This is a genomic window from Naasia aerilata, from assembly GCF_030296595.1.
Lineage (GTDB): Bacteria > Actinomycetota > Actinomycetes > Actinomycetales > Microbacteriaceae > Naasia > Naasia aerilata.
In genome coordinates this window covers 2,403,687-2,417,287 of record NZ_AP027731.1, presented here as the reverse complement: position 1 = coordinate 2,417,287, position 13,601 = coordinate 2,403,687, and the positions used below count along the sequence as shown (strand labels likewise).

Below are 13,601 nucleotides of genomic sequence, written 5' to 3'. Positions count from 1 at the left end.
GGACACCGCGTGGCCAGGACGAAGGCGGAGACGCTCGCCTGGCTGCGCACCGTCTCGGGAGAGCTCGCCACCCAGACGCTCAAGCGGCTGGAGGAGACGCTCCCCTGGTACAGCGACATGCCGCCCGGCCGCCGCTCGGCGGTCGGGCTGGTCGCCCAGGCCGGCATCACGTCGTTCATCAGCTGGTACGACGACCCGAAGAGCGCGCCGTGGATCGCGGCGGACGTCTTCGGCGCCGCTCCGCGGGAGCTGCTGCGCTCCGTGAGCCTGCAGCAGACCCTCCAGCTCATCCGCGTGACCGTCGAGGTGGTCGAGGACCGCGTGAAGGACGGCGGAGACGGGCTGCGCGAGGCCATCCTGCTGTACTCGCGCGAGATCGCCTTCGCCGCCGCCGACGTCTACGCCCGCGCCGCTGAGGCGCGCGGCCTGTGGGACTCGCGGCTCGAGGCGCTCGTCGTCGACTCGATCCTCTCCGGCGAGGCCGAGAACGAGCTGCCGAGCCGCATCGCCGCGCTCGGCTGGCACGGGCACGGTGAGGTCTGCGTCCTCGTCGGGACCACTCCCCCGATGCTCGACGTCGACCAGCTGCGCCGCACGGCGCGCCATGTCCAGGCCGACGTGCTCATCGGCGTCCAGGGCAGCCGTCTCGTGCTCGTGATCGGGCGCGCGTCGCCCTCCCCCAGGAGGCCGAGGGGCCGCCGTCCACACCGCTCACCTTCCTCGAGATCGCGAGGCGCCTCGAGCCCGGCTTCGGCCCCGGCCACCTCGTGCTCGGCAACGAGGTGCCCGATCTCGTGCAGGCGTCCCGCAGCGCTCGGGCGGCCCTCGCCGGATTCGCGGTCGCCCGCGCGTGGCGCAACGCGCCGCGGCCGGTGCTCGCCGACGACCTGCTGCCGGAGCGCGCCCTCGCCGGCGACCCCCTCGCCCGCTCCACCCTGGTGTCGCGGATCTACCGCCCGCTGCAGGACCACTCCACCGAGCTCCTCGGCACGCTGTGGTGCTACCTCGACAACGGCCGCTCGCTCGAGGCGACCGCGCGCGAGCTCTTCGTGCACCCGAACACCGTCCGCTACCGCCTGAAGCGCATCTCCGAGGTCATCGGCTACGACGCCACAGGCGCGCGCGAGGCGGTCATCCTCCAGTCGGCACTCATCCTGGGCGCGATCGCCGAGCCGGCTCCCGCGCCTCGTCGCCGCTGACGGCCGGTCGGTCGCCGCTGTGCTCTCCCTCCAACGATTGGGGCGATCTTTGGTGGCGGATGTGCGGGCCCACGGGTCACTCATTGGCAGGATGGGACGGTGATCATCGTCGTGGCGCCCGGTCAGGGATCGCAGACCCCGGGTTCCTCGCCCCCTGGCTCGAGGAGCCGGGCGCTCGTGAGCTCATCGGCATGCTCGGCGCGGAGGCGGGCGTCGACCTGCTCACCCACGGCACGCAGTCCGACGCCGACACCATCCGCGACACGAGCGTGGCCCAGCCGCTCATCGTGGCGGCCGGCATCGTCACCCTGCACGCGCTCGGGACGGACGGGCGGGACGCGAAGATCGGCGGCATCGCCGGACACTCCGTCGGCGAGATCACGGCCGCCGCGGGCGCCGGGATCCTCACCTACGTGGAGGCCATCCGCCTGGTGGCCGAGCGCGGCCGCGCGATGGCCGAGGCCGCCGCCGCCGCCGACACGGGGATGAGCGCCGTCGTGGGCGGGGACGAGGACGCCGTCCTGGCCGCCCTCGAGCCGCACCGCCTCTCCCCCGCCAACTACAACGGCGGCGGGCAGCTCGTCGTCGCCGGACCCCGGGAGGGACTCGCCGCACTCGCCGCCGCTCCCCCGCCGGAAGCCGGGTGATCCCGCTGCAGGTCGCGGGGGCCTTCCACACCCGGTACATGGAGTCCGCGGTCGAGCGCATGCGCGCCGTCGCGGAGACCCTCGCCCCGCAGGACCCGCTCACCAGGATCTGGACCAACCGGGACGGGTCCCAGGTGGTGTCCGGCGCGAAGTTCCTGGAGCTGATGGTGGGCCAGGTGTCCTCCCCGGTCCGCTGGGACCGCTGCATGGCGTCCTTCGCCGAGGCCGGCGTCACCGGCATCATCGAGCTCGCGCCGGCCGGCGCCCTCACCGGGCTCGCCAAGCGCGGCCTGCGCGGCGTGCCGACGGTCGCCGTCAAGACCCCCGCGGACCTCGAGGCGGCCCGCGCCCTGCTGGATGGAGCCGCATGACCGAGCTGAAGCAGTCCACCGGCCCCCGGTTCACGCGCATCCTGGGACTCGGGGCGGCCCGCGGCGACCTCGTCGTCCCGAACGACGACCTCATCGGGCCCATCAGCTCCTCGGACGAGTGGATCCGCCAGCGGACCGGGATCATCACCCGCACGCGTGCCTCCGCCGCCGTGAGCGCCGTCGACCTCGCGACCGACGCATCGAAGGACGCGATCACGGCCGCCGGCATTCGGGCCGAGCAGGTGGACCTCGTGCTGGTCGCGACCATCAGCAACACCCGCCAGACGCCGTCGCTGTCCGCCGTCCTCGCCGACCGCGTCGGCGCGAATCCGGCGGCGGCCTACGACCTCAACGCGGCGTGCGCCGGATACACCTACGCCATCGCGCAGGCGGACGCCCTGATCCGGGCCGGGATCGGCACCTACGCCCTCGTCGTGGGCGCTGAGAAGCTCTCCGACGTCGTCGACCCGGCGGACCGCAGCATCTCCTTCCTGCTCGGCGACGGCGCCGGCGCGGCCGTGGTCGGTCCGAGCGACTCCCCCGGCATCTCGAAGACCGTGTGGGGTTCGGACGGGTCCAAGGCCGACGCGGTGGGGATGAACGCGACCCTCACCGAGTTCCGCGACGGCACAGCCGCGTGGCCGACGCTCCGCCAGGAGGGACCGACCGTCTTCCGCTGGGCGGTCTGGGAGATGGTCAAGGTCGCCCGGCAGGCCCTCGAGGAGGCCGGCGTGACGGCCGACCAGCTCGCCGCATTCATCCCGCACCAGGCCAACATGCGCATCATCGACGAGTTCGCGAAGCAGCTGGGACTTCCGGAGACCGTGGAGATCGCGCGCGACATCGCGACCACCGGCAACACGTCCGCCGCATCGATCCCGCTCGCGGCCCACCGCCTGCTCGAGGAGCACCCGGAGCTGTCGGGCGGCCTCGCGCTGCAGATCGGCTTCGGCGCCGGCCTCGTCTACGGCGCCCAGGTCGTCGTCCTGCCCTGACCGGGCCCGAATGCCTCCCCGATAAGCTCGAATCCGCTTCCAACGCTCACCTCAAGGAGAACAACACATGGCACTGTCCACCGAAGAAGTCCTCGCCGGCCTGGCCGAGCTCGTCAGCGACGAGACGGGCATCGCGACCGACACCGTCGAGATGGACAAGTCCTTCACGGACGACCTCGACATCGACTCCATCTCGATGATGACGATCGTCGTCAACGCGGAGGAGAAGTTCGACGTGAAGATCCCCGACGAGGAAGTCAAGAACCTGAAGACCGTGGGCGACGCCGTCACCTACATCGTCAACGCCCAGGGCTGAGTCAGCCCGAAACCTCTGGAGCACCACCACATGCCGAAGAAGATCGTCGTCACCGGGATCGGCGCCACGTCGCCCCTCGGTGCGAACGCGCGGGACTCCTGGACCGCCCTGCTCGCCGGCGAGTCCGGCGCGCGGACGCTCGAGCAGGAGTGGGTCGAGCAGTACGACCTGCCCGTCAAGTTCGCGGCCTCGGCCAAGGTGGAGCAGGAGGAGCAGCTCGAACGGGTCGAGGCCAAGCGCCTCGACCCGGGGAGCCAGTTCGCCCTCATCGCGGCCCGTGAGGCCTGGGCGGACTCCGGCATCGAGCACATCGACCCCGAGCGCCTCGGCGTCGACTGGTCGACGGGCATCGGCGGCGTGTGGACGCTGCTCTCCGCATGGGACACCCTGCGCGAGCGTGGCCCGCGGCGCGTCCTGCCGATGACGGTGCCGATGCTCATGCCCAACGCCCCGGCCGCGGCGATCGAGATGCACCTCGGCGCCCGGGCCTTCGCCCGCACGGTGGTCTCCGCATGCGCGTCGAGCACCGAGTCGATCGCGAACGCGTTCGACCACCTGCAGCAGGGCTTCGCCGACGTCATCATCGCGGGCGGCTCCGAGGCGGCGATCCACCCGCTTCCGCTGGCCGCGTTCGCCTCGATGCAGGCCCTGTCGAAGCGCAACGACGAGCCGGCCACCGCATCCCGTCCCTACGACGTCACGCGCGACGGCTTCGTCCTCGGCGAGGGCGGCGCGGCCATCATCCTCGAGACCGAGGAGCACGCTCTCGCGCGCGGCGCCCGCATCTACGCGGAGCTGGTGGGCGGTGCGGTGACGAGCGACGCGTACCACATCACTGCGCCCGATCCGGAGGGGTCTGCCGCCGCGCGCGCCATGATCGCCGCGATCGAGACACACGGCTACAGCCGCTCGGACGTCCGGCACATCAACGCGCACGCGACGAGCACCCCGGTGGGCGACGTGGCCGAGTACCACGCGCTCAAGCACGTCTTCGGCGACCACCTCGCCGACATCCCGGTCTCCGCGACGAAGGCGTCCACCGGCCACCTGCTCGGCGGCGCCGGGGGCATCGAGGCGATCTTCACCGTCCTCGCGCTCGCGGAGCGGACCGCTCCCCCGACGATCAACCTCACCGACATGGACCCCGAGATCCACCTCGACGTCGTCCGGGAGCCGCGCGCGCTGCCCGAGGGCGACGTGCTGGCGATCAGCAACTCCTTCGGCTTCGGCGGCCACAACGCCGTCGTCGCCTTCAAGTCCGTCTGACCCGGGCCGCTGCGGCTTTCGCCGCAGCACTTCGGACACACAGCATCGGTCTCCGGTTGCGGATAGTCCGAAGTGATGCGGATAGGTCGCGGGCGCCCTCAGAGGGCCGCCAGGCGGTCCCCGAGGAAGCGGCGCTCCACGTCGTTGCCGGCGAATACCAGCGCCTCCTGGTACGCCAGCGCGGCGTCCTCGCGGCGGCCCAGGCGGCGGAGGAAGTCGGCGCGCGCGGCGGCGAGGTACGGATAGCGGACCAGCAGCGGATCGCTCGCCAGCCGGTCGAGGTCGCGGAGCCCCTCCGCAGGCCCCTCGGCGAAGCCCACGGCGATCGCCCGGTTGAGCCGGACCACCGGCGACGGCCACAGGTCGAGCAGCGCGTCGTAGAGGCCCACGATCTGGGCCCAGTCCGTGCCCGCCCAGTCCGCGCTCTGGTCGTGCACGGCGGCGATCGCGGCGAGGATCGTGAACCGGCCGGGGCGGCCCCGTCCGCGGAGGGCCTCCTCGAGCAGCCGCACGCCGCCCGCGATCGCCGCCCGGTCCCACGTCGTCCGGTCCTGGTCCTCGAGCAGCACCAGCCGGCCGTCGGCATCCTCGCGAGCGGCGGCGCGCGCCTCGGTCAGCACCAGGAGGGCGAGCAGGCCGGCGACGTCGGGATTGCCGGGCATCAGGTCGCGGAGCAGGCCCGCCAGCTCCAGGGCGCGGTCCGCGAGGTCCGGTCGTGTCAGGGACGAGCCCGCGGGCGCCGTGTGCCCTGCGGTGTAGATCAGGTGCACGACGTCCAGGACGGCGTCGAGGCGCTCCGGCAGCTCCTCGTCGGAGGGGACCCGGTACGGGATGCGCGCGCGGGCCACCTTCTGCTTCGCGCGGGTGATGCGGGCCGCCATGGTGGACTCCGAGACGAGGAACCCGCGCGCCACCTCGCCCGTCTGCAGTCCGCAGACGAGGCGCAGGGTCAGCGCGATCCGTGCCTCCTCCGACAAGGCCGGGTGACAGCAGGTGAAGATGAGGCGGAGACGCTCGTCCGGGAACGCCGCCGCATCGTCGTCCCCCGCCTCCGGCTCCGCCTCGGGAAGGAGCTTCGGCAGGGCCCGCTGCTCGACGGCCGCGTGGCGGAGGCGGTCCAGCGCCTTCCGCCGGGCGACGGTCGTGAGCCAGGCGCCGGGATTGCGGGGGACGCCGGAGACCGCCCACGCGCCGAGGGCCGACTCGAACGCCTCCTGCGCGGCCTCCTCGGCGCTGCCCAGGTCGCCCGCGACGGCGACGGTCGCCGCCAGCACGAAGGCCCACTCCCGGCGGTGGGCGTCCGCCACCGCGGAGGGGACCGACGTGCCGGCGGCTCGGGTCACCGGCTGAGCACCCGGATCGGCCGCACCTCGACGCCGCCGAAGGGCGCCGGGATGTCCTTCGCGATCTCGAGCGCCTCGTCCAGGTCCTCCGCCTCGACGACGTAGTACCCGCCGAGCGCCTCCTTCGACTCGACGAAGACGCCGTCCGTGACGGCGTAGTCGCCGCCCTCCCGCTTGCGGACCGACGTCGCCGTGCCCGCCGGCTCCAGGGCGGCGCCTCCACGGAGGTGGTCGCCGCGGCGCTCCATGAACTCCCGGTACGGGGCGCTCACCTCCTCGCCCGTCATCGACTCCGCGGCCGCCTCGTCGCGGTAGATGAGCATCAGGTAGTTCGCCATGTCCATATCCTCTCCGGCCCGGATTTCGCGCCGCTACCTGTACGACGCGCACCGCGCGTCCGGATCGACAGGCGAGCCGGAATCGCCCGCGCGGCAACCCCTGACGCCGGCGCGCGCCCGCTGGTTGGCTGGAGCCGGAGGCGGCGGATGAGCGACGAACGGCGCAGGGAGCTCGGCGAGGGCGACGCCCCGGTCGAAGGGCAGCTCGAGGAGTCCTTCGACGCGATCGTCGATGAGGGCGCGCAGCGGCTGCACCGCAGCACGGCCTCGATGCTCATCACGGGCCTGTTCGGTGGACTCGAGGTGGGCCTCGGCGTTCTGGGCTACCTCGCCGTGCTGCACGAGACGGGCAGCCACCTCCTCGCCGGACTCGCGTTCGGCATCGGCTTCATGGCCCTGCTGCTGGCACACAGCGAGCTCTTCACCGAGAACTTCCTGGTGCCGGTGGCAGCCGTCGCCGCAAAGGAGGCGAGTCTGCTGCAGCTCGCGAAACTGTGGGGCGGGACCCTGCTCGCCAACCTCGTCGGCGGCTGGATCTTCATGTGGCTCCTCGTGCAGGCGTTCCCGCAGTGGAAGCCCGAGTACGACACGACGGCACACAGCTTCGTCGATCCGGGTCTCACCCTGCAGACCGCGGTCCTCGCGATCCTGGCCGGCAGCACCATCACTCTGATGACCCGGATGCAGCAGGGCGCCGACTCCGACGTCGGCAAGATCCTCGCCGCACTGGCGGGAGGGTTCCTGCTCGCGGGACTGTCGCTGCACCATTCGGTGCTCGACTCGCTGCTCATCTTCGGCGGCATCCACGCGGGCGCGGATGTCAGCTACCTCGACTGGCTCCGCTGGTTCGGGCCCACCGTCCTGTTCAACCTCGTCGGCGGGGTGGGCCTCGTCACGGCGCTCCGGCTCGTCCGCACGAAGCCGCTGATCGAGGAGCGCCGGGCGCAGGCACCGGACGATCCGGACGCTCCGCGCGGCGCGTCCTGAGGTCGGCCGAGATGGCACTGGATGCTCGCAAAACCCCCGAATGAGAGCACCAACCGCCACCTCGGCGGCAGGGGTTAAAGGGTGAAGAGCCCCTGACTGGTACCCAGCCGATCAGGGGCTCTTCTGTCGCTTTCGCTAAGTTCGAGGGCCGCTACCCAACGACCCGAACGGGTTGGAGCGCGATGCAACGAGTCCAACCCTACGGGCACGTTCCGGAGGCGAATGACCTTCCGGGCGGCGTGTCGGAGAGAAGTCAGCCGGCCCGGTGGAGCCAGACGACGGGGCTCTTCTCCTGGGCGAGACGGAAGGGCTCCAGCTCTTCGTCCCAGGCGTTGCCGAGGGCCAGGCGCAGCTCCTTGTGCAGCTCCAGCGCGTTCACTCCCGCCGACTCCATGGCATAGCGGATGCGGTCCTCCGGGATCACCATGTTGCCCGCGGTGTCCGTCTGCGCGTAGAAGATGCCGAGGTCCGGCGTGTGCATCCAGCGGGCGCCGTCGGTGCCGAAGCCGGCCTCCTCCGTCACCTCGTAGCGGAGGTGCTCCCAGCCTCGGAGGGCAGAGGCGATCGCCGCGCCGGTCCCCTCAGGACCCTCCCAGTGGTAGTCGGTGCGCTGGGCACCGCGAAGCACCGGCTGGTCGATCCACTGGAAGTTGACGGCGCGCCCGAGGGCGCGGCCGGTCGCCCACTCCACATGGGGGCACAGCGCGCGAGGCGAGGAGTGCACATAGAGCACACCCCTGGCAGGTGATGCAGCCATGGTTGTTTCTCCGTTCAGCTAGGTGCGTCTTCCCCAACGACCTGGTGAACGGTTCAACTTCCGATTGCACCGCTATGAAATTAACTCACCGACACAGTCGGCTCTTGAATTATGCAGGACGACACGCCGGAATCACAACAATGTAAGAACGGCTTTGCTCCCGGCCTTTTCCTCTGCTCCGTATAGCCTTTCCCTCGGGGAGGCGGAGCACATGTCGGTGCGCAATGGCATCCTCGCGATCCTCACGCTGGGTCCGGCCTACGGGCTGCAGCTGCATGCGGAGCTGCTCCTGCGCGCGGCGCATCGGGCCAGCGTCAATGCCGGCCAGATCTACGCGACCCTCGACCGTCTCGGCACTCAAGGACGCATCGAGCGCGCGGGCGCCACGGACGACGGCCTGCCGCTCTACCGGCTCACGCTGGCCGGCCGGGAGGAGGCGTCGGCCTGGCTGCGCGCCGACGCACCCATCGACCTCGACTGGATCGAGATGCTCGACCGCGTGCTGATCGCCTGCTCCCTCGAGACCGCGGACGCCGTCTCGGTCGTGGACGCCCACCTGCTCGAGTGGAGCACGCACGCGGAGCCTCCGATGCCCGACGCGCCCGCCGGCACCTACGCCGCGCGCGCCTCCGCCCGCCTGGCCGAGGCGGCACAGGACTGGCTCAACGACGTGCGCGCCGCGGCCGCGAGCGGCACGCTCCGGCGCCCGTTCTCCGATGAGCGACCCCGTCGAGGACGGCGGCCGGCGGCTACCGCCGGCTGACCGGACGTCCGCCGCCCTCCGTGCCGGAAGACCGGCCGCACGCCCCTCAGTGGTTGAGGAGCGAGCCGTCCTTCGCCAGCACGTTCTTCTCGCCCGCCTCGACGGGGAACGGGAAGCGGTTCTGCTTCGGCGGCATCGGGCAGTTGAAGTTGTAGCTGAAGGCGCAGGGCGGGAGCAGCGCGTTGTTGAAGTCGAGGGTGATCGAGCCGTCCGGGTTGGGCGCGGTGAAGAGGAACCGGCCGACGCTGTAGGTGCTGTCGCCGCTCGTGGCATCGGCGAACACGAGCTGCAGGGCGCGGCCCTCCTTGAACGCGAGGATGTCGTACTCGACTCCGTCGTGCTCGAAGCGGATGGAGCCCGGGATGACCATCTCGCGCGCCTCGCCCTCGTCCTTGATGTGCGCGAAGCCGGCGGTCGTGCCCTCGGGGTTCGGCGTGAAGGTGCCGGAGACGACCCACGACGGGTCGTAGGGGAAGGCGTCGATGCTCCCGAAGTTCGCGATCGGCTCCGACTCCGAGTCCCACACGCGCAGAGCGTTGCCGCCGTCGTGGCCCGTGATGATCGTGCCGGTCGTGTGCTCGTCGAACGCGATGTCGCTCGGCGTCTCGGAGTTCTTCGGCGAGAGCAGGACGGTGCCGTCCACGACGGAGCCGTCAACCGTGATGCCGTCCGCCGCTGCGGCGGTGAGCTGCAGCCCGGGCTCCCCATCCGGACGCGGCGCCCAGACACCCGGCACACCCCAGATGGGCTGCTCGGAATCGATCCACTGGGTGTTGACCAGCGCGAGGAACCCGCGCGGCTGCACCACCGCTTCGGCGCGGCGGCTCCGGAAGCGGCTCCACCGCTCCTCCGGTGTCGCGGGGGCCTGAACTGTGCTCGTGTCGGTCATCCGGTCATCCTTCCCTGAAGTCCTCGATGCAACACCGCTCGACACGGCATTATTCGGCCTGCCCAGGACGCCACAGCTCGAGCACCGGAACCCCGGGCGGCTCGAAGCCGAACACCTGCCCGTAGAAGGACAGCGACGCCTCACGCGCCCGGATCCGCGTCTCCACCTTGCGGAAGCCGTGGGACTCCCCGGGAACGCGATGTAGGCGTGCGGGATGCCCTTCGCCACGAGCCCGTCCCGGAACCGCTCCGACTGGGCCGGCGGCACGACCGGGTCGTCCAGCCCCTGCAGCAGCAGCACCGGGCAGTCGAGCCCGTCGATGTGGTTGAGCGGAGACCGCTCGTCGTACACGGCCTGGGCCTCGGGCAGCGGACCGACCAGGCCGTCGGTGTAGCGCGCCTCGAAGTCGTGCGTGTCCTCCGCGAGGGCGGTGAGATCGGCGACTCCGTAGAGCGAGACGCCGCAGGCGAAGACGTCGGTCCGGGTGAGCGCCGAGAGGACCGTCCACCCGCCGGCGGAGCCGCCCTCGATGCCGAGGCGCGCCGGGTCGGCGAGCCCGGCATCCGCCAGGCCGGTGACGGCGGTCACGACGTCCTCCACGTCGACGATGCCCCACTGCCCCCGCAGCCGCTCGCGGTACTGCCGGCCGTAGCCGGTCGAGCCGCCGTAGTTGACGTCGACGACCCCGATCCCCCGGCTCGTGTAGTAGGCGAACACCAGGTTCACCGACGCCGATGTCCGCGTGGTGGGGCCGCCGTGCACGAACGCGACGTAGGGCGGAAGCTCGCCTTGCGGCGCCGTCTGCGACGGGTTGCGCGGCGGATAGACGATCGCGTGCACGTCGCGCTCACGCGCGAAGGTGCGCTCCTCCGCGAGCGGCAGGAGCGACTCGTCCGGAAGCGCGTCGTAGTCGAGGCGGAGATCGCGGAGCCTCCCAGATTCGAGGTCCAGCTCGCGCAGCCCGCCGACCAGGGCCGCGCTCCCGCCGTCGAGCAGGAGCCGGCCGTCGGCCGCATCGGCCAGCTCGATCGTGGTCAGCGGCAGGTCGAGCACGCGCGCGGACCCGTCCGGCTCGAGCAGCTCGAGGCGGTCGGAGCCGAGCGTCGACACGAGAGCGATGCGTCCCCCGGCTGGACCGAGTACCACGTGCGGCCCAGGTTCCAGAGCGGGCCTCCCGTCTCGCGCTCCTGCGGAAGCAGGGGCGTCACCCCGCCGTCGAGGCCGACGCGGCAGAGGTTCCACCACCCCGAGCGGTCGGTGATGGCGTAGAGGGCGTCCGGGCCGTCCCATTCCGGCTGCAGCACCGACTCCTCCGGCCCGCCCGCGAGCGCCCGCCAGGAGGGGACACGGTCGTCCCGGAGATCGCCGACGCGGAGCTCGGTGCCGTCCCACGGCATGCGCGGGTGATCCCACGCGACCCAGGCGAGACGGGCGCCGTCGGGCGAGAAGCGAGGGAACGCCACGAAGTCGCTGCCGGCTACGACGGACACGATGCGATCCGGAGCCTCGGCCGCGCTGCCGTCGAGGGGCACGAGGACGATGTCGCGGCGGGTGGCGCCACCCTCGGCGCTCTCCCGGACGGCGACGACGCGATCCCCGTGCAGGCCCAGCTCGCCGTAGCGGTCCTCGGTTCCTGCGGGGGTGAGCGGCTGCGGCTCCCCGCCCGCGTCGAGCCGGTACAGGCGCTGGTCGCTGAACTCGACGAAGACGAGGGTGCCGCCGGCCGTCGCGGTCCACGCACCGCCGCCGTACTCGTGCACCCGGCTTCGCGCGTTCCACGGTGCGGGGAGCACCGCCTCGGGCTCGGGTCCCGCGCCCCAACGGAAGATGCCGTACCGGCCGCCTTCCGCGCCGCGGAGCTCGATCCACCAGATCTCGTCGCCGACGTAACGGGCGCCGCCGACCGGATGCGAGCCTGCGGCGACGTCCGCCGCCGTGATCGGTGAGATCCAGGTTCCGTAGGGGGCCACAGCGGAGTCGGTCACTCCCCCAGCGTAGACACGGGGCTATGCCTGCCCGTAGTCGTCGACGACGGCGACCTCGAGGGGGAAGTCGATGGGGAAGGTGCCGAACATCAGCCGCCCGGCCGCCCCCGCCGCCTCCTCCACGGCCTGGGCCACCGGACCGGCGAGCACCTCCGGAGTGTGCACGAGCACCTCGTCGTGGAGGAAGTACACGAGCTCCGGTCGCCCGCCGTCGGCCGGCAGGGCGGCGAGCCGGCGCCGCAGCTCCGCGAGCCAGCACAGGGCCCACTCGGCGGCCGTGCCCTGCACGACGAAGTTGCGAGTGAAGCGGCCGCGCTCGCGGGCCTGCGCTCGTGCCCGGCGCTCGTCGACCGCGGAGGCGTCGGGCGAGGATGCGCTCCACTGGGCGTCCCGCCAGCCCGCCCCGGCGGCGGCCGTGCTCCGGCCGAGACGCGTGGTGACCGCCTCGCCGCGCTCGCCCTGACGAGCCGCCGCCTCGACGAGCCCCATCGCCCGCGGGAACGCCTGGCCGAGCCGCGGCAGGAGCCGCCCACCCTGCCCCGCGGTCGCCCCGTAGATGGCGCCGAGCATGGCGTACTTGGCCGAGTTCCGGTCCGGCACCGCTCCGGTCGCGACGATGCCCTCGTACAGGTCGCGGCCGCGCCCCGCGTCGGCCATCGTCAGGTCCCCGGACAGCGCCGCCAGCACGCGCGGCTCCAGCTGTGCGGCATCCGCCACCACGAGCTTCCATCCGGGGTCGGCCACGACGGCCGAGCGGAGCTGCTTGGGCAGTTGCAGCGCTCCCCCGCCCCGTGCGGCCCATCGCCCGCTCGGCACCCCGCCGGGAAGGAAGTCGGCTCGGAAGCGGCCGTCGACGACCCACGTGTCGAGCCAGCTCCAGCCGTTGGCGCTGAGGATGCGCGAGCGCTTCTTGTAGTCGAGCAGCGGCGGGATGGCGGGGTGCTCGATGCGCCGCAGGTCCGCCGACCGCGTGGTGTTCACGACGAGGCCGGCTGCGCGCAGTGCGGCGAGCACCTCCTGCGGAGAGTCGGGGTTGAGCGTGGGCGCACCGAGCGCCGCGCGGATCTCGCGGGCCAGCTCCTCGAGGCGGGCCGGACGGGCGCCGGCCGGACCGCGCGGCCCGAGAAGGTCGGCCAGCAGGGCCTCGTGCCGGGCGGCGCTCCAGGGCAGGCCGGCGAAGCGCATCTCGGCCGCCGCCAGGGCTCCGGCCGACTCGGCCGCGAGCAGGAGCCGAAGCCGCCCCGGCTCTGGAGCCGCTGCCACGGTCGCGAGCTGCCGCTGGTGCTCGAGCACGGGATCGATGTGCTCCGCCTCGGCCCCGATGTCGAAGAGCGTCTGCGCCGACGCCGGCCCGAGCAGGGGCGACTCCCCGTCGAGCGCGTCGCGGGGTCCGGTGGCGACCGGGCTGCCGGCCGACAGGGTGGAGTGGCGCAGGATGGCGCGGCACAGCCGGAGGTCGGCACAGCGCTCCACCCGGACGCCCGCGCGGAGCAGCGGCGGATAGGACACCGCGGTGTCCTCCCAGACCCAGCGGGTCGTCGGAGCGGATTGCGCCACGTACCGCGCGTACTCGGCGTCGCGGAGCGCCGTGGGCTCGGCGGTGGGCAGGCCGGCATCGTCGACCTCGGTCGCGATCACCCCGCGATCCGCGGGCGCGATCACGACGTGCATGCGCCCAGTCTGCCCGCCACCCCTGACGCGAAGTCCCGGCCAACGCGAGGAAGTACGTTCCGGCCCAGGGAGTA

General features: G+C 72.4%; 11 protein-coding genes and 2 pseudogenes. 7 read left to right on the top strand and 6 right to left on the bottom strand.

From position 1 onward, the window contains the following. Positions 1-9: 9 nt before the first annotated feature. From QUE51_RS12690 to QUE51_RS12670, 5 genes and pseudogenes are all read left to right on the top strand, one after another. Positions 10-1,199, top strand: a pseudogene (locus tag QUE51_RS12690) (PucR family transcriptional regulator). 99 nt (positions 1,200-1,298) lie between these two features. Next, positions 1,299-2,217: pseudogene (locus QUE51_RS12685) on the top strand (ACP S-malonyltransferase). Further along, positions 2,214-3,212, top strand: coding sequence for a beta-ketoacyl-ACP synthase III (locus QUE51_RS12680; RefSeq protein ID WP_286276730.1), 999 nt, complete (start codon positions 2,214-2,216; stop codon positions 3,210-3,212). The pseudogene QUE51_RS12685 and the gene QUE51_RS12680 overlap by 4 nt, the downstream one beginning before the upstream one ends. A gap of 67 nt (positions 3,213-3,279) precedes the next feature. Further along, positions 3,280-3,528, top strand: coding sequence for an acyl carrier protein (locus QUE51_RS12675; protein WP_286276729.1), 249 nt, complete (start codon positions 3,280-3,282; stop codon positions 3,526-3,528). A 30-nt stretch (positions 3,529-3,558) separates the two neighbouring features. Continuing rightward, entirely contained in the window at positions 3,559-4,794 is a 1,236-nt protein-coding gene (locus QUE51_RS12670) for a beta-ketoacyl-[acyl-carrier-protein] synthase family protein (protein ID WP_286276728.1), read from the top strand. A gap of 98 nt (positions 4,795-4,892) precedes the next feature. Here the strand turns inward: QUE51_RS12670 and QUE51_RS12665 are convergent, their stop codons facing one another. Together QUE51_RS12665 and QUE51_RS12660 are read right to left on the bottom strand one after the other, a co-directional pair. Further along, on the bottom strand, positions 4,893-6,101 hold the full coding sequence (locus QUE51_RS12665) for an RNA polymerase sigma factor (protein WP_286276727.1): 1,209 nt from the start codon (positions 6,099-6,101) through the stop codon (positions 4,893-4,895). 32 nt (positions 6,102-6,133) lie between these two features. After that, the gene (locus QUE51_RS12660) at positions 6,134-6,475 is read right to left on the bottom strand and encodes a YciI family protein (RefSeq protein ID WP_286276725.1); all 342 of its coding nucleotides are present in this window, start codon (positions 6,473-6,475) and stop codon (positions 6,134-6,136) included. A gap of 147 nt (positions 6,476-6,622) precedes the next feature. Here QUE51_RS12660 and QUE51_RS12655 point away from each other — a divergent pair, with 147 nt between their 5' ends. Further along, positions 6,623-7,462 carry a formate/nitrite transporter family protein gene (locus tag QUE51_RS12655; protein WP_286276724.1) on the top strand — a complete coding sequence of 280 codons (840 nt, stop codon included), beginning with the start codon at positions 6,623-6,625 and terminating at the stop codon, positions 7,460-7,462. A 253-nt stretch (positions 7,463-7,715) separates the two neighbouring features. On the opposite strand, the gene QUE51_RS12650 is transcribed toward QUE51_RS12655, so the two are convergent. Then, positions 7,716-8,219, bottom strand: coding sequence for a DUF3145 domain-containing protein (locus QUE51_RS12650; protein ID WP_286276723.1), 504 nt, complete (start codon positions 8,217-8,219; stop codon positions 7,716-7,718). Positions 8,220-8,430: 211 nt separating this feature from the next. Here QUE51_RS12650 and QUE51_RS12645 point away from each other — a divergent pair, with 211 nt between their 5' ends. Then, positions 8,431-8,982 carry a PadR family transcriptional regulator gene (locus QUE51_RS12645; protein ID WP_286276722.1) on the top strand — a complete coding sequence of 184 codons (552 nt, stop codon included), beginning with the start codon at positions 8,431-8,433 and terminating at the stop codon, positions 8,980-8,982. A gap of 46 nt (positions 8,983-9,028) precedes the next feature. On the opposite strand, the gene QUE51_RS18200 is transcribed toward QUE51_RS12645, so the two are convergent. Genes QUE51_RS18200 through QUE51_RS12630 form a run of 3 tightly spaced genes read right to left on the bottom strand, consistent with a single transcriptional unit; the run spans position 9,029 to position 13,527 of the window. Beyond that, positions 9,029-10,981, bottom strand: coding sequence for a prolyl oligopeptidase family serine peptidase (locus tag QUE51_RS18200; RefSeq protein WP_350226657.1), 1,953 nt, complete (start codon positions 10,979-10,981; stop codon positions 9,029-9,031). Next, positions 10,906-11,856: a TolB family protein gene (locus QUE51_RS18195; protein WP_350226656.1), complete on the bottom strand. Its 951-nt coding sequence runs from the start codon at positions 11,854-11,856 to the stop codon at positions 10,906-10,908. The genes QUE51_RS18200 and QUE51_RS18195 overlap by 76 nt, the downstream gene beginning before the upstream one ends. 21 nt (positions 11,857-11,877) lie before the next feature. Beyond that, positions 11,878-13,527 (bottom strand): bifunctional 3'-5' exonuclease/DNA polymerase, encoded by a 1,650-nt coding sequence (locus QUE51_RS12630; RefSeq protein WP_286276720.1) that lies wholly within the window; start codon positions 13,525-13,527, stop codon positions 11,878-11,880. Positions 13,528-13,601 lie beyond the last annotated feature (74 nt).